Origin of the sequence: Vibrio proteolyticus NBRC 13287, assembly GCF_000467125.1 — a bacterium.
Lineage (GTDB): Bacteria > Pseudomonadota > Gammaproteobacteria > Enterobacterales > Vibrionaceae > Vibrio > Vibrio proteolyticus.
Map to the genome: position 1 here is coordinate 318,518 of NZ_BATJ01000001.1, position 19,796 is coordinate 338,313.

Consider the following 19,796-nt stretch of genomic DNA (forward strand, 5'->3'; position numbering starts at 1 on the left):
GCGTTTTCTCCACACCAGCATGTGGTTAAGAATCGCTGTTCATCCACTCTTGCTGTGAGACAACTTTGTGATCTTTCAGCGTCACTTCGACCGCTTTTTGCCCTTGAGAGTTGAATCCGGTGACTTTGCCATCAGCCAGTTTGCCTTTAACGTACTTAGCTTCAAACGATTTTTTGCCGTTTGGATAAAAACGATCAACCACACCGTTCTTTTCACCATCTTTAAATTCACCGGCAAAACGTTTTTCTCCGTTGTCGTACCAAAGCGTCACTTTCCCATCAACCTTGCCCTTTTGATAGCTCATATCGGCAATTTTTTGACCGTTATACGCCCATTCCTGATACTGGCCATTCAGTTGATCTGAGGTGTAATTCGCCTGTTTCGCCATCTGCCCATTGTCATACCAGGTTTGTGCCTGACCATTAAGCTGCCCACCCTGGTAATGGACTTTAGATGACACCTGGCCATTACTGTACCAAGCCGTTTCTATGCCTGTTTCTTTGCCTTTGACGAAGTTTGCCTGAATGGCATTCTGACCGTTATCAAATTTCTGTAACAAGGTTCCGGTGAATGGCTCCTGGTGATTCACCTGATAAGCCAACCCATGACGAATCTGGACATAATTGACCGTATCGCCCTGAGATTGTTGCTCTGCAGCGTATGCACCGCCAGAAACCATTAAAACCGCTAATGCTATTGGAGTCAGTTTGTTCATAGTCGCACCTACTTTAAGGGAGTGAAAAACGGTCGGTGCTCAGAAGTTAAAATAGAGTCTAAAAGTCAGATTGTAAGTGTTAGAAATGAAAGTTTGGTTTACAAAAACGCAACGAAACTTTTTCATTAACTCACAGTCATTTTATTATTTACCAATATTTACAATGAGTTAAAAAGAAGAGGAAGGCAATTTAGCACACAACAGATGGTAAAAAGCCCGTGTCACAGACACGGGCTTGCGTAAATTAATTCTGGCCGATTGGCGAATTACAAGAAATTCAGAGACGCAGTTAGGTTGAATGAACCAATATCGTCTTTTGACACTTCGTAACTGGTGTAGCTTGCACCCAGAGACAGCGGACCAAATACAGCGTAATCCGCACCGATACCCCACATAAAGTCGTAATCGTCGTCGTCACCCGCTTTTGAACTCATGTCCCACTTATGTACACCACCTTTGGCGTAAACCTGAAGTGGGCCAAAGTTAATGCTTGGCTTCGCTGCTACGTAAACGTTGTCAAAAGAAGTGTCGTTTTTATTGAAGTCATCAAAACGGTTGTAACCGGCTTCAATACCAATAAACGGTAAGATACCTGTACCTACGTGTACGTTGTATGCAGTACCGTCAGAACCATTGAAGTCTGCAGTACCCACTGATGCACCACCGTAAATCCATGAGTCAGCAGAAGCTGAAGCTGAAGCACCCAGCAGAGCTAGCGCCAGTAGAGTTTTTTTCATAGTTAACCTTCTTTAGTTATCGTGGCAAGGCCGCTAACGGCACCGCCTTGCCGCATTTCGTCACAATTATATTGCTGAGCTACCTTCATGCAAGTCCTGTGCCTGTGGCTGGACCACTAACATGCCTCAATCGCGTTTTTGACACGTTTATCAGAAACAGGATACGGGGTTCCGAGTTGCTGAGCGAAGTAGCTGACTCGTAACTCTTCAATCATCCAGCGAATTTCCTTCACTTCTTCCGGAATCGCCATGCCTTTCGGAATTTTATTGAGCAACTCTTTATAGTCACTACTGACTGATTCAATCTTCAACATGTGCAGGCGATCTTTGTTCGGATCGATCGGCAGTTTTTCCATCCGACGCTCAATGGCTCGCATGTAGCGCAAAATATCCGGCAGACGTTGCCAACCGCACTCAGTCGCGAATCCTTTAAAGATAAGCCCTTCAATTTGCGCTTTGATGTCAGACAAGGCAAACGCCATCGAAAAATCTATCTTACCTTTCAACTTCTTGTTGATGTTGAACGCCGTGGTCAGAATGGTTTCCACCTGTTTAGCGATGTCCACCACCGTATCTCCCAGTTCAGCCCGGACATGCTCTTTCAACGCCTCAAACTGAGCTGGCTCCCACACCAAACCACCCTGCTCCTGGATGAGCTTATCAACACCACAAGCAATGCAGTCATCAATCAAGTCGAGCACTTTGCCATACGGGTTGAAGTAAAGCCCCAGCTTGGACTTATTAGGCAAGTTGGCGTGCAGATACTTAATTGGCGAAGGAACGTTAAGCAGAATCAAACGACGCTGCCCCTGACGCATCGCGGCATGCTGCTCCTGCTCAGTCTCGAATAGCTTGATTTCAACACTGTCTTTACCATCGACCAGCGCCGGGAACGCTTTGACATCATAGCCGCCCCGTTTTTGCTGATACACTTTCGGCAACTCACCAAAACTCCAGGTATGCAGGCCTTGCTGCTCAATGTCGTCATCGGCCACTTTCGATAAGGTTTCCTGAACTTTATCTTTCAGACTCTCTTTAAGTTCATGCAGATCTTTGTGTTCCTTCAGCTTGCGATTGCGGTGATCCACCGCGCGGAACGTGACTTTCAAGTGCTCTGGCACCTGATCGAGATTCCAGTCTTCACGCAACACTTCAACTCCCGTCATGCGGCGCAGTTCTTTTTCCAACGCGTCCAACAACGGGGCCTCCATCGGAGTCACACGGGCAAGAAATGCATCGGCATAGTTTGGGGCCGGAACAAAGTTCTTACGCAGCGTTTTCGGCAAGGCTTTGATTAAAGAAACCACCAGTTCATGGCGCAACCCCGGGATTTGCCAGTCAAAACCCGCCGGTTCAACCTGATTAAGGATCGGCAATGGCACATGTACAGTGACACCGTCACTATCATCACCCGGTTCAAACTGATAACTCAGCTTAAGTTTCAATCCATTTTGGTACCAGAAGTTCGGATAATCGAGATCAGTCACATGGCTGGCATCGCCTTTAAACAGCATCTCTTTTTCGAAATTCAGCAACTCTGGTGTGTCTTTGGCGACGTGCTTCCACCAGGTATCAAAATGACGACCGGACACCACTTCCGTCCCAACACGTTGGTCGTAGAAATCAAACAGCTCATCGTCATCGACCAGGATGTCCCGGCGGCGGGATTTATGCTCCAGCTCTTCCACTTCCTGCAGCAACTTGCGGTTTTGTTTGAAAAAGGCGTGTTTGGTTTCCCACTCTCCTTCAACCAGCGCGCTGCGAATGAAAATTTCACGACTGACCGTGCTGTCGATGTTGCCATAGTTCACCACACGCTTTGGTACGATTGGAATGCCGTACAGCGTGACTTTTTCATACGCCATCACCGCGGCACGTTTCTTCGACCAATGCGGCTCACTGTAACTGCGCTTAATCAGGTGTTTTGCCAGCGGTTCAATCCACTCCGGCTGAATCTTAGCAATGACGCGCCCCCACAGTTTAGAGGTTTCCACCAGCTCAGCCGACATCACCCATTTCGGCTGCTTCTTAAATAATCCGGACGCCGGGAAGATATGGAAACGGGCATTCCGCGCTCCCTGATACTCATTCTTCTCCTGATCTTTCATACCGATATGCGACAACAACCCAACCAAGATCGCACTATGCACGCCGTGATAGCTTGCTGGCTCATCATTGAGTTTGAACTCCATTTCTCGCATCGATTGATGGATTTGGAAATAGACATCCTGCCACTCACGGATACGCAGGTAGTTAAGATAATCTTGCTTACACTGTTTACGGAACTGATTACCCGTCAACGCTTTCTGCTGCTTCTGCACGTACTCCCACAAATTCACAAACGTCAGAAAGTCCGACTCTTCATGAAAGAAACGGCGATGTTTATCATCTGACGACTGCTGTTTGTCGCTCGGACGTTCACGGGGATCCTGAATCGACAACGCCGATGCAATGATCATTACCTCTTTGAGAGCACCATATTTAGGAGCTTCGAGTACCATACGCGCCAATCGAGGGTCGATAGGCAAACGCGCCAGTTGACGGCCGGTTGCCGTTAGGCGTTTTTTCGGATCTTTGGCATTTTCATTGATAGCCCCCAGCTCTTCGAGCAGGCGGACACCATCCTGAATGTTGCGTTTATCCGGCGCTTCAACAAATGGGAATGCCTGAATATCCCCCAGACCAAGCGCAGTCATCTGCAAAATAACCGAGGCGAGATTGGTACGCAGAATTTCCGGATCGGTAAACTCTGGGCGTGATTCGAAATCCTCCTCCGAATACAAACGGATACAGATACCTTCTTCCACACGCCCACAGCGACCTTTACGCTGGTTGGCGCTCGCCTGCGATATCGGCTCAATCGGCAGACGCTGTACCTTGGTCCGGTAGCTGTATCGACTGATCCGGGCTGTACCCGGGTCAATCACATATTTGATGCCCGGCACCGTCAGTGACGTTTCCGCCACGTTCGTTGCCAGCACAATGCGACGACCGGTATGCGGCTGGAAAATTTTGTTCTGTTCACCAGCGGATAGTCGTGCATACAACGGCACAATTTCGGTCGACTTGAGATTGCGTTTACTCAACGCATCCGCCGTATCACGAATTTCTCGCTCACCATTCATGAAGATCAGAATATCGCCCAGGCCTTCATCGCACAGCTCGTCAACGGCTTCAAAAATGCCTTCTAACTGGTCGCGGTCCCCATCATCATCCCCTCTTAACGGGCGGTAACGGGTTTCAACCGGATAAGTTCGACCGGACACTTCAATGATTGGTGCATCGTTGAAATGTTTTGAAAATCGCTCTGGATCGATGGTCGCCGATGTGATGATGATCTTCAGATCAGGACGACGTGGCAGCAGCTCTTTGAGGTAGCCGAGAATAAAATCGATATTCAGACTGCGCTCGTGCGCCTCATCAATGATGATAGTGTCATACTGATTCAGAAAACGGTCATGCTGGATTTCGGCCAACAAGATACCATCGGTCATCAGCTTAATTTGCGTATTGTCGGATATTTGGTCGTTAAAACGCACTTTATAGCCGACAAACTGACCCAGTTGCGTTTCCATCTCTTCCGCGATTCGGTTCGCGACTGAGCGGGCCGCCAGTCGACGTGGTTGGGTATGACCAATCAGGCCATATTTTCCGCGCCCCAACTCAGCACAGATTTTGGGTAGCTGCGTGGTTTTACCTGAGCCGGTTTCACCCGCGACGATCACCACCTGGTTTTCTTCGATGGCTTTCGCTATATCGGCCTTTTTTTGACTGACTGGCAAGATCGCCGGATAATCAATGGTCGGCTCAAATGCCGCACGCTGCTGGGCTTCCGCCATTGATTTGGCGATGTCCAACGCAATTTCATCCAGCACCGCATTACGCGATGCGTCTTTTTTAATTTTAGTGGCGCCGGAAATACGTTTGCTCAAACGGAATCTGTCCCGGAGCATGCACTCATTCAGCGCCTTTCGCAGTGCCGCCGGGCTATTTGTAGCCGCAGATACTGCGTTTTGGTTTTCTGGCTGTGACGAAGTCAAAGCGTTTCCTATTCTTTTCATTACATAAAACTGCGCGGATTGTATCACAGCCACATCCCATATACTCAAGCCACTTGTTGAAGCATAATCCGAACGATTTACTCCCTTTTTGTACTTGTTCTATTTTTTCGAACAAGTACAGCAAAATCCTCTACTTCAACCGTGGACGTAACGCTTTTAATATGTGTCCATACCGAGAAAGCACTACTGAGGAATTGAATATGTCTCGCATCCTAGCACTTAAATCCAGCATCCTGGGCGACTACTCACAGTCAAACAAACTGGTAGATGAGTTCATCAAAAATGTTGACCAAGAAAACCTGACCGTGCGCGACCTGGCAGCCAACCCTCTGCCGGTTCTGGATTTTGGTGTTGCGACCGCTTTGCGTGCAACCGAAGATCTGTCTGACGAACAACAGCATATTGTGGCTCTGTCTGACACACTGATCGAAGAAATCAAAGCCGCAGATACACTGGTTATCGCTGCGCCTATGTATAACTTTACTATCCCAACACAACTCAAAAACTGGATTGACCTGATTGCACGTGCCGGCGTGACATTCAAATACACCGAAGCGGGCGTTCAAGGTTTGATCGAAGGCAAAAAAGCGATTGTTGTCACTACACGTGGCGGAATCCATAAAGATTCACCAACCGATAATGTGACGCCGTACCTGCGCACGGTACTGGGTTTTGTCGGCATTACCGATGTAGAATTTGTGTACGCTGAAGCGTTGAACATGGGTGAAGAGCCTGCCAGTCAAGGGATTGCGGCTGCGAAATCCCAACTGGACGCGTTACCAGTTTAAGATACAAAAAAGGGAGTTGGCGACACAACTCCCTGATTTTCTGTTCCACTGTCCTAAGTTAAGCATCCTTTTTTTGACATTTTCAGGTAACTCTCTATTACCCGTTTTGGCGCCGCCTTATCAAGGACTGCGCCTTTTTTATCGCTGCTATTCAGTGAAAAAGAACGATTGATAGCCATTGAGAAATACATGGCAGGCGTGACCTTGCCCCTGAAACAACACCGCCGGACCGGGTGTTGCCGTGCGCCCTCTGGGTTTAGGCAAAATTTTTTCAATACGGTAATCCGTTTCCGTACACGTTACGGACAAACGCTCACGTTTGACACCATCCAATTGCTCGTTGATGCATTCCACCTGAGCCATAAGGATGGATAAGTAGTTGTCTTTATTAGCCATAGACGTCGTTTATTTTTAAGTATTATTTATTAGTGAATAATAATACGACACCGACCGATTTCAATACTCCTAAAACATTATTTTATGAAAACTTACTGATATCATTTTGTTTTATATAGAAATCATATGATTTACATTCCGTGCGAATCAGAAATCATATTGGAGATACACCGTATTGTAGTTGCTGCCGCCTTTGATCCGACCAAACTGAGAGGCCTTTTCAAAAATGGCCGAACGATGATGCAGCGAGTAACCAAACCACAGTTTTTTCAGCTCACGGTTATTGAACAGTTCGCCAACATTAACATCGAAGGAAAAGTCTAGATAATTCAATAGATGATTGGCGGTGTACCCTTTCCGCTCCATCTCGGATTGCTCAATGTAAGTGATGTTATCGATGTACGACAAACCTTCGGCAAACCCAAACCGCCAGGTGGTTGGCCATTCGAAGGTGTAATACGCTTTGATCGCCGCAACGTATTCCGTGCTGCTGCTTTGTACCGCTGACGACCAATGATGAACCAGGCCTGGCGTGAGGTAGATATCCAATGGCAGGCCAAACAATTCGTCTGCGAGCGGATGTCCGTAAAACACAGACGTCAGTTGGTTGTTGTACGGATCCTTTTCCCGATTAAACGAAAATATTTCCCCGATGTTGGAAGGCGTTCCCCAACCATGAGCCAACCGCAGATAACGCTTGTTGCTTAACACTGATTTCGGCGCTTTGGTTTTGTCTCGGAAAAAACCGAATCCAACAAACAGTTCTCCCTGGGTTCTCTCTTCGACCGCTCGGCTGCGATAGGCCTCACTGTCGAGCACGGTAACACTCGCAGCGCCAAGCAGATACAGGTTAGAAGCCACATGATATCGGGCATCAAAGCCAATATTGGCGTCAACACCAGGGCCAATCCGCTCGTTGGTGTACTCTGAAAAAGCGTAATAAGTACTGTTAAAATCGGCGTCCTTAACACGCACCGTCAACGCCGGGTTGATGTCCCAGTCACCGGATTCAAATTGTGCCGAGAGGCGCAGATTGCCATGAAAACGAAATTCGTCATCACTCATGATTTCGGTATCAAAAGACCATTGTTCATCCATTCGGTAACGTAACTGCGCACCAAAATCGACCGCGTCCCCTTGATTGGCATTTTGTAAGGACGCCGGAATGTCGACAAAACGCAGCCGGGTCAGTGCCGAAATCCGCCATTCCTGCTCGGGTTCATTAAACAAAAACAGCCCAGCCTCAATGCCATCAATGAACAGGTGCTCATTTTGAAAGAACATCATCGGTACGAATGTAGACACGCTCTGATCCCCGTCTCGCGTATCGTACGGAACCGTCGCCATCCGATACATGGCTGCGATCCCCCAATCTTGCTCAGGGCTATCTTTCGCTAAGGCGGACACCGGTACAGAACACAGACCCACTAGCCAAGGGAACGTACGCCAGCTTGTTCGTTGAAATTTCATTATTATTGGCTCCTGATGCGAGTCAATCGCTTTGCAATCGCGCCAGTATAAATCAGCCCCATTTGGCCACAGACTGTAAAATCGTTCAAAAGTGTAACCAATTTTCTCGCACACAATGTGCAAGCAGGCCCATGAAACATCCAACGCTGGGGTCAGGAATAAAATGACATCACGCTGACGGTTTCCCTGTAACAATAGCTTATGTTTTCCGTCTCTTAGCCGATACAATAGACAATAATCTTAAACTTGTTTGAAAACGCCGTGAAAGCATCAGAACTCAAGCACATTCTGTCGTCTCTACCAGATCATGACGATCCTGTAATTGTCACCGGAGAAGAGTGGCTGCCAGAGCAACTGGTTGACGCCCGCCGGGACGGAGAACTCCTGTTTCTCAATTTCGACAGTGCCCCCGAAGACATCCAGGGTGAAGAAGAAGGTCGTGGATTTGTTGAGCACGAGATCGATATGATCCACTTGCGTCTGAAAGAGATTCTCGACTCAGACAGCGACAGTCACACCAAAGCAGATGCGATGTTGGCGCTGCTGCTCGCCGCACATGAAAAAACCAGTTCAGAGGTGATTGAGCTGTTAGAAACGGATTAAAAAAGCGGGCCTTTGAAAAAACGCAGTAAATTTCTTTGTGTGGGAACTTGTGATCGTTTTTGTTGGCCACTATGTAATTAGATACAGACAATCAAAAAGGCTCTATCCCATGTTTAATTCCATCGCCAGCGCATTTAAACAGTTTCTGGAAGGTGGCGATTTGAGCAATGCTCAAACGGCCAACCCCAACCTGGCCATTGCCTGCTTACTGTGTGAAGTGGCCGACGCAGACCATCAGGTCGACGATAGCGAACGCAACGCTAAACTGGCGTTGCTCAGCCGTCTGACGCAACAAAGCGAAGCAGACGCCAGCGCATTACTGACCGAAGCCGAACACCGGGTTCAACATTCTGCTTCTCTGTATGATTTTACTGACCAGCTCAGAGACATGAGCCAGGCGCAACGCTTTGAACTGGTCAAAGCCATGTGGGAAGTTGCTCACGCAGACGGTGAAATTGACCCGCTTGAGGATGCTTTGATACGCAAAACAGCCGAACTCCTCTACGTCAATCACAGTGAGTTTATTCGGGCCAAACTGGCGGTCACGGAGAAGAATCAGAACCCATAAAAAAAGTGCGTGTGTAACGCACTCTTTTATTTTTCGGCAGAAGGTTAATCTAGTCACAGCACCGGCAGTTGATGCCAGCGTGCAAAAAAGACCAGACCAAGAACCCAATTTGCCAGCCATAACGTTGTTAGTATTAATTCCATGACTCAATCTCTATTGAGTGACAGAAACAGTCTAATCACAACAGATGACAAAAATATATAAAACTAATTTCATTTAAATGACAACAAACATCATCACAACATGGTCAGGGCCAGTTTGGCTAAGTTGTAGGCATCTACATACCCGGAATGTTGGCGACCTTCCCACTCAATGCCCTTGGCTTCCTGCGCTGCCCGGTGGCCTATCCGCTTATCTTTCAGACGATGCTGAACCCGGTACAAGGTAGCCAGGTTAATGAACTCTTTGAACGGCACGTCCAGCCCTTTGCGCTGACACTCTTCAATCAGGATCAGATCGTCTCGTCCCCAGGACGCATAGATTTTGTTCGGCCCGCCAAAGTTTTTGACCATCGACTGTAGCACCGCCTTTAAAGGACGCCCCTGTTTATCGATTTTACGTGGGGAAATGCCCGTCAGCTCGGTACAGAATTCGGAAATCTGGTCGTGTTCTGGTTTAACGTAGTACTGAGCGCGTTTAACGATCTCGCCTTTTGCCAGATCGATTTCCGCCAGACCAACTTCAATGATTTCGCCCGTCGTGCCGACACCGTCTTCATTCCAGCAACACATTTCCAGATCAAAACAGACAATACGGTTATGATTCATCGTTCGCCTTATTCTATGCCCACGTAAAGTTAAAGCGCAGGATTCTACCTGAACTGAAGCCAAACATCGACCTACCTCAGTTTAACCGGGTGGAAAACCAGCGACAGTCACCCGGTTCCGCCCGTTCTCTTTGCTGACGTACAACTGTTCATCCGCTGCACGCAGAATTTGTTCGGCATCATGGTGTTGATGCACTGCGGCGCCAATACTCAGACTACAGATCACCGGGCCAACATCAGACATCAGCGCATTGCCATGCACCATTGCCCTCATCCCATTCATATAATGATGTAAACGACCGGGATCAATCTCACGTGAGATAATACAGAACTCGTCTCCCCCCATTCGCATAAATAAATCGTTGGGCTTTAACGCTTTTTCAATCAAACGTGACACATGGATCAGCATCTCATCTCCCACGATATGACCGTACTGATCATTGATTGACTTAAAGTGATCAATATCAAACGTCACCAAACTGAACGGCTTACGCGCTTTAATGTACTCTTCCAGAAATTGATTGAACGCACGGCGGTTAAACAAGCCGGTGAGGCTGTCGTGTTCCACCAGAAAACGCAACTCGGCAGTGCGCTCTTCCAGCATGACCGACAAACGCTGACGCTCTCGTGCCAGCAGGTGGACAATAAAGCCAAGCATAAACGCCATCAGTAATCCGCCAATGCCAACCGCCACTAACGCCAGTTGATCATGTCGGGTGTAAGGTTGCGGCATTTTGTAGTCAATAATCCAACGGCGATTTGGCAACTCCAGGGTTTTGCTGATTGCCGCACCTTTAACTTTGTCCCAGTTCGGGCTTTGAAACAGCACGGGTTCATCTTCCGAGTCATAGCCCATGTCGGTAACACGAATCAGCAAGTCCTGCTCTGACGCAGTTTTGTTCATCAAGTTGTTGAAGTACATGTCGACCAGAACCACACCGACAACAACTCCAATCAACGTTTTGTTGTGCTGTTGATCAAAGACTGGCAGATAAACCAGTAAGCCACGCTTTTCCAGATCAGCGTCCAGCCCGTCAGCCAGCAACCTTACTTTGTCCGAGACATTGGCCTGACGCGTCTCACGCATTGACTCCAGTACCAGCTCAAACCGCAGTTTGGTCGAATAGAACCCCAGCAACCCGATATTCACCGGAGTGCGTGGATAGATATCACTCATGACAAAGATGGGGGCCTGATTTTTCATCACGTAGCCGTAAGTCTTCTTACCGTCCTTTGGGATGGTGTAGAGACGATAATCAGGAAAGATCTTACGCGCTTTAGCGACATGGTCGTTAATCTCATGCACTTCCACTTTGGGCTGCCATTGCAACGTGATCAAACTTGGCGAGTTATTGATCAACTCATGCGCAAATACGCTGAACTGCCCCCAGTTTTCCGGAAAATTGGAATGGAAGAAGTTGGCGGCGGCCCCGATGTAGTTGATGTCATTCAACACAGAGCGCTGTAACGCATCCGTCTGACGTTGGGTGAGGTTTTCAAACACATGCAAGTTATCTTCACGCTGCTCGTAGTAGACGATCGCCATGGCGAGCAAGGTGACAACACTGGCAGAGAAGAAGGTGATGATTGAATAGGCTGAGCGACTTTTTCGATAAACTTTCATTACTTATTATAAATCGTCTGGAGCGATGTCTGGCTCGAATAAACCTATCTAACAGCGTAGTCGAGCCACCTTAAGTGGCCCACTATTTATCTCATCTTTGAGAAAGAATGCTGCAGAATTTAGCTAAAAGACCGCCAAACACAGCCACTTATATTGAAAATATTCTTCAATGGATAAGGTCTCATTGAGCCATGAAATCGCTAAAATCAGAATACTTTTAATCAATTATCATCAATTAGACTTATTTTTTGGACAAAGATCTCACTCACCTCCTGTCTAAAAACCCGTCAATCAGAACGTTATTCCGCAATATGGGTTGTATTTCAACGAGCCATGCGGGTTGAATATGGTACTATTCGCCCCTATTTGACACTTAAGCATGGCGTAACGCCAAGGTGAGCAGTGAGCCGTCTCACCTGGAAATATTACAATTCAAAGAGAATTCATCATGAACTTCGATTTACAAATGGTCCCTCAAACTTTCGATATGCTTCACGCAGGTCTGGCGGCTTCCAGCTTGCTACTGCTGATCATTGCCGTTTCACGCAAATCTAAAATCATAGAAAAAGTCGTGGAAAAGCCTGTCGAGAAAATTGTTGAGGTAGAAAAACCTGTCGAAAAGATTGTTGAAGTTGAAAAAGTCGTCGAAGTGGAAAAAGTCGTCGAAAAAGTTGTGGAAGTTGAATCGAAACTCGCTACAGCATCGACAGACTCGGCGATGCAGCTTCTTTCTATTATGCAGCAGGAAGCCCGTTTAATTGATTTCTTAAAAGAAGACCTGACTTCGTTCTCCGATGAAGAAGTGGGGGCTGCAGCGCGCGTGATTCACTCTGGTGGACAGAAAGTTCTGGCCGAATATGTGTCGCTGGAAAATATCCGCAACGAAGATGAAGAAACTCGCATTACCGTTGAAGAAGGTTTCAACCCTCAGGAAGTGCGCCTGACGGGCAACGTTACTGGCAGCGCTCCGTTCCACGGTACGCTGGTTCACAAAGGTTGGAAAGCGACAGCAATGACCCTGCCTAAGCTGGCCGAAAATTACGATGCCTCTGTGATTGCCCCTGCCGAGGTAGAGCTGTAATGGAACAAACGCACCACAATACGCAACCTATGTTCAGTGTCGGTATTGACCTTGGCACCACGCACTGCGTGCTGTCCTACATGGATACCAGCCGTGAGGATGCGCATGTCGAAGTGATGGCAATTCCTCAGCTGACTTCTCCTGGTACGGTGGAAAGCCGCGCTCAGTTGGGTTCATTCCTGTATCAGCCGCACGAACACGAGATGAATCCGTCTTCACGCGTGCTTCCCTGGTCTTCCGAACCCAAAGCGCTGGTGGGTGCGATTGCACGCAATCTGGGTGCCAAAACACCGATTCGCTTGATTGCCAGTGCCAAGTCCTGGTTGTGTCACAGCGGGGTGAATCGTCGTGACGCGTTTCTGCCGGCGGGTAGCCCGGAAGAGGTTGAAAAAGTGTCGCCTTTGCGCGCGACCGAGTTGTATCTTGAGCACCTGAAAGAGGCCTGGGATCACGCGAACCCAAATCACCCACTGGCAGAACAAGACGTCACGATTACCGTACCGGCATCATTCGATCCAGCTGCGTGTGACCTGACGGCTGAAGCCGCACGTAATGTCGGTTTCAGCCACCTGACGTTGTTAGAAGAACCTCAGGCCGCGCTGTACAACTGGATTGACAACAGCAACGATAGCTGGCGCGACGAAGTCAGCGTTGGTGACATTGTGCTGGTTGTCGATATCGGTGGTGGTACCACCGACTTGTCATTGGTTGAAGTGACTGAAGATCAGGGTAACCTGACACTGAATCGTATTGCTGTCGGCGAACACATTCTGCTTGGCGGTGACAACATGGACCTGGCACTGGCCTACCGATTGAAAATGAAGCTGGCTAAGGAAGGCAAAGATCTGCAACCTTGGCAGGTGCAGGCCATGACCCATGCCTGCCGCGATGCCAAAGAAGCCTTGCTCAACGACAGCGAGCTGCAATCTGTGCCGATCGTAGTGCCGAGCCGCGGCTCTAAACTGCTTGGCGCGACCCTCAAAACAGAGCTGACACAGCAAGAGGTTCAACAGACTTTAGTCGATGGCTTCTTTCCACAAGTGACGATCGCAGAACATCCGGTACAAAAATCGCGTGGCGCCCTGACTCAAATGGGCTTGCCTTACGCTCAGGATGCCGGCATTACCCGTCATATCGCCGCTTTCCTGTCTAAACAGGCTCACGCTCAGAGCGGGTCAGAGCCCGCGGCTCAAGATTTCAATCCGTTCGCAAATATGCCGGGCATGCCTGGCGGTGAATCTCAAACCAACGTTGAGTTCATTAAACCGACAGCAATCCTGTTTAATGGCGGGGTATTAAAATCTTCGCTGCTGGCAGAGCGTTTGGAAGAAACCATTAACGAATGGCTGATTGAAGCTGACGCGGAATACGCAAAACGCCTGACGGGTGTTGATCTGGATCTAGCTGTCGCCAGCGGTGCTGCCTACTACGGCTCAGTCCGTCGTGGACAAGGCGTACGTATCCGCGGTGGCATTGCCTCGGCTTACTATGTTGGTATCGAAAGCGCGATGCCTGCAATTCCTGGCATGGCACCTCCAATGGAAGCCCTTTGTGTGGCACCATTTGGTATGGAAGAAGGGTCAAGCGCAACCGTACCAAGCCAAGAGTTCGGCCTGGTAATTGGCGAACCGGTTCACTTTCAGTTTTTCGGCTCCACAGTACGTCGCGACGACCCTGCGGGTACACACCTTGATCACTGGGCACCAGAAGAATTGGAAGAATTACCAGAAATTCAGGTGACATTGCCCGTCTCCGAAGGCCGTAAACAAGGCGAAGTTGTCCCTGTAACTCTGGCTTCACGGGTAACCGAGCTGGGCACATTGCAACTGGAAGCCATCGCCGCAGACAATGGCCAGAAATGGCACGTTGAATTTGACGTCCGCGAAGACGCCAAAGGCAGCGAACACGCATAATGAATGACAAACGGCATCCCCACGGATGCCGTTTTCAGATTAACGAAAGGTTTTGTTATATGGCATCGCCTCGTTTTCTTGTCGGAATCGACTTGGGTACGACCAACACTGTGGTCGCCTTTTGTGAAATCACCGACAACTTGGAACAATCCGCCGTCTCATTGTTCGATATCGACCAACTGATCGGTCCCGGAGAGGTGGTTCGTAAACCCCTGCTCCCCTCTTTCCGCTACCATCCGGCCAGTGAACAAATCGCGCCCTCTGATCTGACGCTCCCATGGAATCACCAACCGGTTAAAGGGGACATCCAACATGTTATCGTTGGAGAGTGGGCGCGTGAGCTGGGCGCAAAAGTAGAAGGCAGACAGGTCTCCAGCGCAAAAAGCTGGCTTTCGCATCAGGCGGTCGACCGCACATCCGAGATTCTGCCCTGGGCAGGTGCAGCGGACGTAGACAAAGTCTCCCCTGTCATCGCCAGTGCCAGCTATCTGAATCATATCCGTCAGTCTTGGAACTACCGCCATCCGGGAAATCCTCTGGAAGATCAGGAGGTGGTAGTCACCGTTCCAGCCTCATTCGATGAAACGGCGCGCAAACTGACATTACAGGCCGCCGAGCTGGCCGGGCTGACCAACATCGTACTGCTGGAAGAACCGCAGGCTGTTTGTTACGACTGGTATGCCCGCCACAGAGACACCGCAGCAGAAGAACTTCAGCAACTGCCACTGATTCTGGTATGCGATGTCGGTGGGGGTACGACTGATCTTAGTCTGATTGAAGCCAAATTCCATCAAGGAGAACTGGCGCTGGATCGTATTGGTGTGGGCGAACATCTGATGCTCGGTGGTGATAACCTCGACCTTGCACTGGCACATCTGGCAGAACAACGCTTCAACCAAAGCAAAAAACTGAATGCTGCCAGCCTGACCAAGCTGATTCAGCAAACCCGCAAAGCCAAAGAGAATCTGCTGTCGGCAAACGCCCCTGACGATGTACGCATCACCATGCTGGGCAGTGGTTCAAAATTGCTGGGCGGAACCAAAAGTGTCAGCTTATCTAAACAAGAAGTGCACCAGATCGCATTGGACGGCTTTTTCCCACTGTCTGAGTTTAACGAGACACCAGACAAGCGACGCAGCGCGGTAGTCGAGTTCGGTCTGCCGTATGTGGCCGACCCGGCAGTCAGCAAACACGTTGCAGAGTTCTTAACCCAGCACCAGCAAGTCTCGCACGCTGCGTTGCAAAGTCTGAACGACTATGATCCCCAGCAGCCAGCCGTCCCGGTCGGTATACTATTAAACGGTGGGGTATTTAACAGTGACCTGGTCACCCAGCGTATTACTCAGTTGCTCAGTCACTGGCGTGGGGCTGAGGTTACCGTCCTCAATAACCCGCATCCTGACTGGTCTGTGGCGCTTGGGGCGGTTGCATTTGGCAAAGCGCGTCGTGGTGCACAGCTAAAAATCGGTGGCGGCGCCGCTCGTTCTTATTTCCTGCACTTACAGGAAAAAAATAAGATGGGTAAAGCCTTATGTCTGCTGGCCAAAGGCACCGACGAAGGTCATGAAATCCGTCTGAGCGGCCGCCGTTTCTCATTGACACTGGGAGAGCCGGTTCGCTTTAACTTACTGACCTCAACACACGATACACTGACTCACAACACAGCGATTCAAAACGGTGTGATGGTGGACGTTGACCCGGATTTATTTGCTCCTCTTCCCCCCTACATTGCGACGCTGGAAAGCGACGGTGCAGAGCTGAAAGCCAACCAGAAAGAGCGTGTCGAAGTGCAACTGGCCTGTCAGTTGACGGAGGTTGGTACGCTGAAAATGGAATGCGTCAGCACCGACGATGACACCAAGCGCTGGGCGCTGGAATTTGAAGTTCGCAACCAGAAGGCAGAAGAAGCAGAAAGTTCGCAACGCCACCCGCGTCTTGAGGAATGCCTTGCGCTCATCAATCGCATATACAGTGGCAATAAAAAGAGCGCGGACGCAAAAGAAATTAAGACCCTGACCAAGGATCTGGAAAAGCGTCTCGGCAAACGGGATGAGTGGGATTTCATTACACTTCGCCAGCTATTTGATGCATTCAGCCTGGGCAGAAAGCGCCGCCGACGTTCGGAGCCACACGAAAAAAACTGGTTGCGTCTGGCGGGCTTTGCACTTCGTCCCGGTTTTGGCGACCCGACCGACTCCTGGCGTATTGAACAGGTTTGGAGCCTGTACCCACAAGGCATTCAGTTCAAAAACCATCAAGGTTGGACAGATTGGTGGGTATTCTGGCGACGCATCGCTGGTGGCCTGAGCCAAGAGCAGCAGGAAACCATTCTGGCTGATATTGCCAAGTATCTGCACCCTGGCGCGATGAAAAATCCTCAGTCAGCTAAAGCTGCCCAGGACATGGGGTATGAAGCGATGGTTCGTCTCGCCGCCTCTCTTGAGCACCTTGACGTCGAAGATAAAGTGCTCCTGTCCAGTTGGTTCTTGAGTAAAGCGATGAACCATACCCAGTTCGAGCAGGCGCATTGGTGGGCCTTAGGCCGTCTGGCCTCACGAACACCGCTGTATGGCAGCCAACATAGTGTGATTCCTCGAGAGCAGGCAGAGCAATGGCTGCCGAAAATGCTCGAGAAAAATTGGCAGAAAGAGCCAATGATCGGATTCGCCGCGGTGATGATTTGTCGCAAGACCGGCGACCGCCTGTTTGATATTTCAGACGATTTCCGAACTCAGGTTCTGACTAAACTGAAGCAGAGTAAAGTCCCAGAGTCTTGGGTGGCGCTGGTCGAAGAGGTCAAAGAATTGTCAGAAAGTGAATCCAAGCGGGTGTTTGGTGATGCTCTTCCAAGTGGCCTCACGCTGGTTCATCAATAACAACTCGCCCTGTCAGGCGGGCATATCTCCGCATATCCGCTACCGGATATGCGGATGATGCATTAATCGGTGGCAAATAACTGATTGATGTCCTTAAACGCTTTAAACTCCAGAGCGTTACCACATGGGTCAAACAAAAACATGGTCGCCTGCTCACCAACCTGTCCTTCAAAACGGATATACGGTTCAATCACAAATGCTGTCTTGAATGTGCGCAGTCGCTCTGCCAAGTCGTGCCATTGTTGCCACGCCAGCACCACACCGAAATGCGGCACCGGTACGGCATGACCATCAACTGGGTTGGTGTGTGCCTGCTCCTGACTGTGCGTTTTCGGATGTTGATGGATAACCAACTGGTGGCCGAAAAAATCAAAATCAACCCACTGTTGACTTGACCTGCCTTCGATTAAACCAAATACGTTTCGATAAAATTCTCGAGCCATCGGCAAGTCATAAACCGGAATCGCCAGATGAAACGGTTGTAATGCCATTCACTCCTCCTTGTATGGTAATTCGCCTACCTGAACGAACGCATGCATCGGCACAGGTTTCAACACAAGTAGGGTTTGTGGTCACAACAAATCGTTGCTGCGTGATGCTTCGTTTGGGTTGAGTATTTTCACTTCCCGCTGCGGGAACGGAATTTCGATATTATTCTGCTGCAGTGTCTCCAGAATAATTAACATCAGATCGCCTCCGACCCGGTTGCGTCCATCGTCAATCCCTTCAATCCAGAACTCAACAAACATGTTGATCCCGGAGTCACCGAAACTGTCAATTTCGCAATCGGGGAGCTCCTCTAATGGCACATCGGGACCAGCCAATACTTTAGGATGCTGCGCTACCGCTTCTTTCACCAACGTCACCATATTGCGCACGTCCGTCTTGTACGCCACCGAAAAATCGACCCGGTACCGTTGTTTGATGTTTTTATGCGTCCAGTTCACAAACGAACTGTTAATAAACTTCTCATTGGGTACGACGATGTCTTTGCCATCGTAGGTTTCGAGCGTTGTTGAACGCATGTTCAGTTCGGTGACCGTACCGGTGCGTCCGTCTTCCATTTCAATGTAGTCGCCCACTGAAATCGAACGGTCAAATATAATGATCACCCCAGAGATGAAGTTCGATGCCACGGCCTGAAGCCCAAAACCCAGCCCGACCCCCAAGGCCCCACCGAATACTGCCAGCGTCGTTAAGTTGATGCCCATCAATTGCAGAATCAGCATCACAACGACAAAAAACAACATAATTTCAAACAGTTTTGCAACGATCTCCCGTGTTCTGAAATCCAGTGACTTCTGTTTGCGAATGATGGTTTGTCCGGTTGAATTGGAAACCCGGCCAAGCCAGAACAGTAAAGAACCAAAAATCAACGTTCGCACTAAACCGTACGCCGACAACCGTATGTTACCCAGTTCAATCGACATCGATTCAAGAACACGCACAATGTCATCCAGAACTCCGGTGACATAAAACAGAATGATAGGCATCCCTATCCAGCGAAACACTTTCGCTACCAGCGCGTTGGTGATCAACAAATGAACAGAGGAGTGGTAAAGCAGTAACAACGCCAAAGCGAACGCGACTTGCATAACCCAGCTGTCTGCCATCAACACTGAACTGAACTCAATCGACATCCTGAGCAACAACAGCGCCAGTATCGGGAAAATCAGTTTGCCGCACCGGTGTGCAATCGAGCGTATCGGGAAGTTTGCATCGGTGGTCACCGCTTCGCGCAAAATAGGGACATATTTATGAATGCGGGAAGAGAGAAAATACGCCAGCAGATAGACGGCCAGAATCACGCCTATCTGGTTGTAGGTATCGACACTGCTGATGGCGTTAGTCACGTGCCGGGAAACATGCGAGATGTATTCTTCCATCTATCCACTCCGAAAATGACCGTAAGATCGTGATTGAACCCTGCTCAGCAGTTGCCTTTTTTCGCTTGCCCCGGTGGACAGAATTTTCCATGAGAATCTTTTGAATCCTTGGAGTTGACCTCTATCTCCATATCTTTGTATTCACCCTCCACACGGGTGAGTTGACAGGCAGACAGCACAAACATGCCCAACAATACGACTATCAGTGATTTCATCAGCTTACCTTCAGTAGATGGGTTTCTATTTAGTGTAGCTAAGATCCTGAAAGTGGGAGATTAAATTACGTTACTTACCAATAGCAAAAAGGCCGGA

General features: G+C 49.1%; 16 protein-coding genes. 6 read left to right on the top strand and 10 right to left on the bottom strand.

Going from position 1 to position 19,796, the window contains the following annotated elements:
• Positions 1 to 25 precede the first annotated feature (25 nt).
• From VPR01S_RS01425 to hrpA, 3 genes are all read right to left on the bottom strand, one after another.
• Positions 26 to 715 carry a toxin-antitoxin system YwqK family antitoxin gene (locus VPR01S_RS01425; RefSeq protein ID WP_021703504.1) on the bottom strand — a complete coding sequence of 230 codons (690 nt, stop codon included), beginning with the start codon at positions 713 to 715 and terminating at the stop codon, positions 26 to 28.
• A gap of 266 nt (positions 716 to 981) precedes the next feature.
• Complete coding sequence (locus VPR01S_RS01430) at positions 982 to 1,452, bottom strand: outer membrane beta-barrel protein (protein ID WP_021703505.1); 471 nt, start codon at positions 1,450 to 1,452, stop codon at positions 982 to 984.
• A 116-nt stretch (positions 1,453 to 1,568) separates the two neighbouring features.
• The gene (hrpA, locus tag VPR01S_RS01435) at positions 1,569 to 5,513 is read right to left on the bottom strand and encodes an ATP-dependent RNA helicase HrpA (protein ID WP_081693109.1); all 3,945 of its coding nucleotides are present in this window, start codon (positions 5,511 to 5,513) and stop codon (positions 1,569 to 1,571) included.
• Between the two features lie 200 nt (positions 5,514 to 5,713).
• Here hrpA and VPR01S_RS01440 point away from each other — a divergent pair, with 200 nt between their 5' ends.
• Positions 5,714 to 6,301: an FMN-dependent NADH-azoreductase gene (locus VPR01S_RS01440; protein ID WP_021703507.1), complete on the top strand. Its 588-nt coding sequence runs from the start codon at positions 5,714 to 5,716 to the stop codon at positions 6,299 to 6,301.
• Between the two features lie 147 nt (positions 6,302 to 6,448).
• On the opposite strand, the gene VPR01S_RS01445 is transcribed toward VPR01S_RS01440, so the two are convergent.
• Both VPR01S_RS01445 and VPR01S_RS01450 read right to left on the bottom strand, forming a co-directional pair.
• A complete protein-coding gene (locus tag VPR01S_RS01445; protein WP_021703508.1) occupies positions 6,449 to 6,697 on the bottom strand; it encodes a hypothetical protein in 249 nt (82 codons plus the stop codon).
• Between the two features lie 147 nt (positions 6,698 to 6,844).
• The gene (locus VPR01S_RS01450) at positions 6,845 to 8,167 is read right to left on the bottom strand and encodes a MipA/OmpV family protein (RefSeq protein ID WP_021703509.1); all 1,323 of its coding nucleotides are present in this window, start codon (positions 8,165 to 8,167) and stop codon (positions 6,845 to 6,847) included.
• A gap of 261 nt (positions 8,168 to 8,428) precedes the next feature.
• Here VPR01S_RS01450 and VPR01S_RS01455 point away from each other — a divergent pair, with 261 nt between their 5' ends.
• Positions 8,429 to 8,770, top strand: coding sequence for a VC1380 family protein (locus tag VPR01S_RS01455; protein ID WP_040902118.1), 342 nt, complete (start codon positions 8,429 to 8,431; stop codon positions 8,768 to 8,770).
• Between the two features lie 109 nt (positions 8,771 to 8,879).
• The gene (locus VPR01S_RS01460) at positions 8,880 to 9,338 is read left to right on the top strand and encodes a tellurite resistance TerB family protein (protein WP_021703511.1); all 459 of its coding nucleotides are present in this window, start codon (positions 8,880 to 8,882) and stop codon (positions 9,336 to 9,338) included.
• A 236-nt stretch (positions 9,339 to 9,574) separates the two neighbouring features.
• Here the strand turns inward: VPR01S_RS01460 and VPR01S_RS01465 are convergent, their stop codons facing one another.
• On the bottom strand, positions 9,575 to 10,105 hold the full coding sequence (locus VPR01S_RS01465; RefSeq protein ID WP_021703512.1) for a 3'-5' exonuclease: 531 nt from the start codon (positions 10,103 to 10,105) through the stop codon (positions 9,575 to 9,577).
• 81 nt (positions 10,106 to 10,186) lie between these two features.
• Entirely contained in the window at positions 10,187 to 11,728 is a 1,542-nt protein-coding gene (locus VPR01S_RS01470; RefSeq protein WP_021703513.1) for a sensor domain-containing diguanylate cyclase, read from the bottom strand.
• Positions 11,729 to 12,176: 448 nt separating this feature from the next.
• On the opposite strand from VPR01S_RS01470, the gene VPR01S_RS01475 reads away from it, so the two are divergent.
• The 3 genes from VPR01S_RS01475 to VPR01S_RS01485 are packed head-to-tail and all read left to right on the top strand — an operon-like array spanning position 12,177 to position 17,598.
• A complete protein-coding gene (locus VPR01S_RS01475; protein WP_021703514.1) occupies positions 12,177 to 12,809 on the top strand; it encodes a DUF2760 domain-containing protein in 633 nt (210 codons plus the stop codon).
• Positions 12,809 to 14,722 carry an Hsp70 family protein gene (locus tag VPR01S_RS01480; protein ID WP_021703515.1) on the top strand — a complete coding sequence of 638 codons (1,914 nt, stop codon included), beginning with the start codon at positions 12,809 to 12,811 and terminating at the stop codon, positions 14,720 to 14,722. Before VPR01S_RS01475 ends, VPR01S_RS01480 begins: the two co-directional genes overlap by 1 nt.
• A 59-nt stretch (positions 14,723 to 14,781) precedes the next feature.
• Positions 14,782 to 17,598, top strand: coding sequence for an Hsp70 family protein (locus VPR01S_RS01485; protein WP_021703516.1), 2,817 nt, complete (start codon positions 14,782 to 14,784; stop codon positions 17,596 to 17,598).
• Positions 17,599 to 17,660: 62 nt separating this feature from the next.
• Here the strand turns inward: VPR01S_RS01485 and VPR01S_RS01490 are convergent, their stop codons facing one another.
• From VPR01S_RS01490 to VPR01S_RS22830, 3 genes are all read right to left on the bottom strand, one after another.
• Positions 17,661 to 18,089: a VOC family protein gene (locus tag VPR01S_RS01490; protein ID WP_021703517.1), complete on the bottom strand. Its 429-nt coding sequence runs from the start codon at positions 18,087 to 18,089 to the stop codon at positions 17,661 to 17,663.
• An 81-nt stretch (positions 18,090 to 18,170) separates the two neighbouring features.
• A complete protein-coding gene (locus VPR01S_RS01495) occupies positions 18,171 to 19,484 on the bottom strand; it encodes a mechanosensitive ion channel family protein (protein WP_021703518.1) in 1,314 nt (437 codons plus the stop codon).
• Between the two features lie 44 nt (positions 19,485 to 19,528).
• Positions 19,529 to 19,699, bottom strand: a complete 171-nt coding sequence (locus VPR01S_RS22830; RefSeq protein ID WP_021703519.1) for a hypothetical protein — start codon at positions 19,697 to 19,699, stop codon at positions 19,529 to 19,531.
• Positions 19,700 to 19,796: the final 97 nt, after the last annotated feature.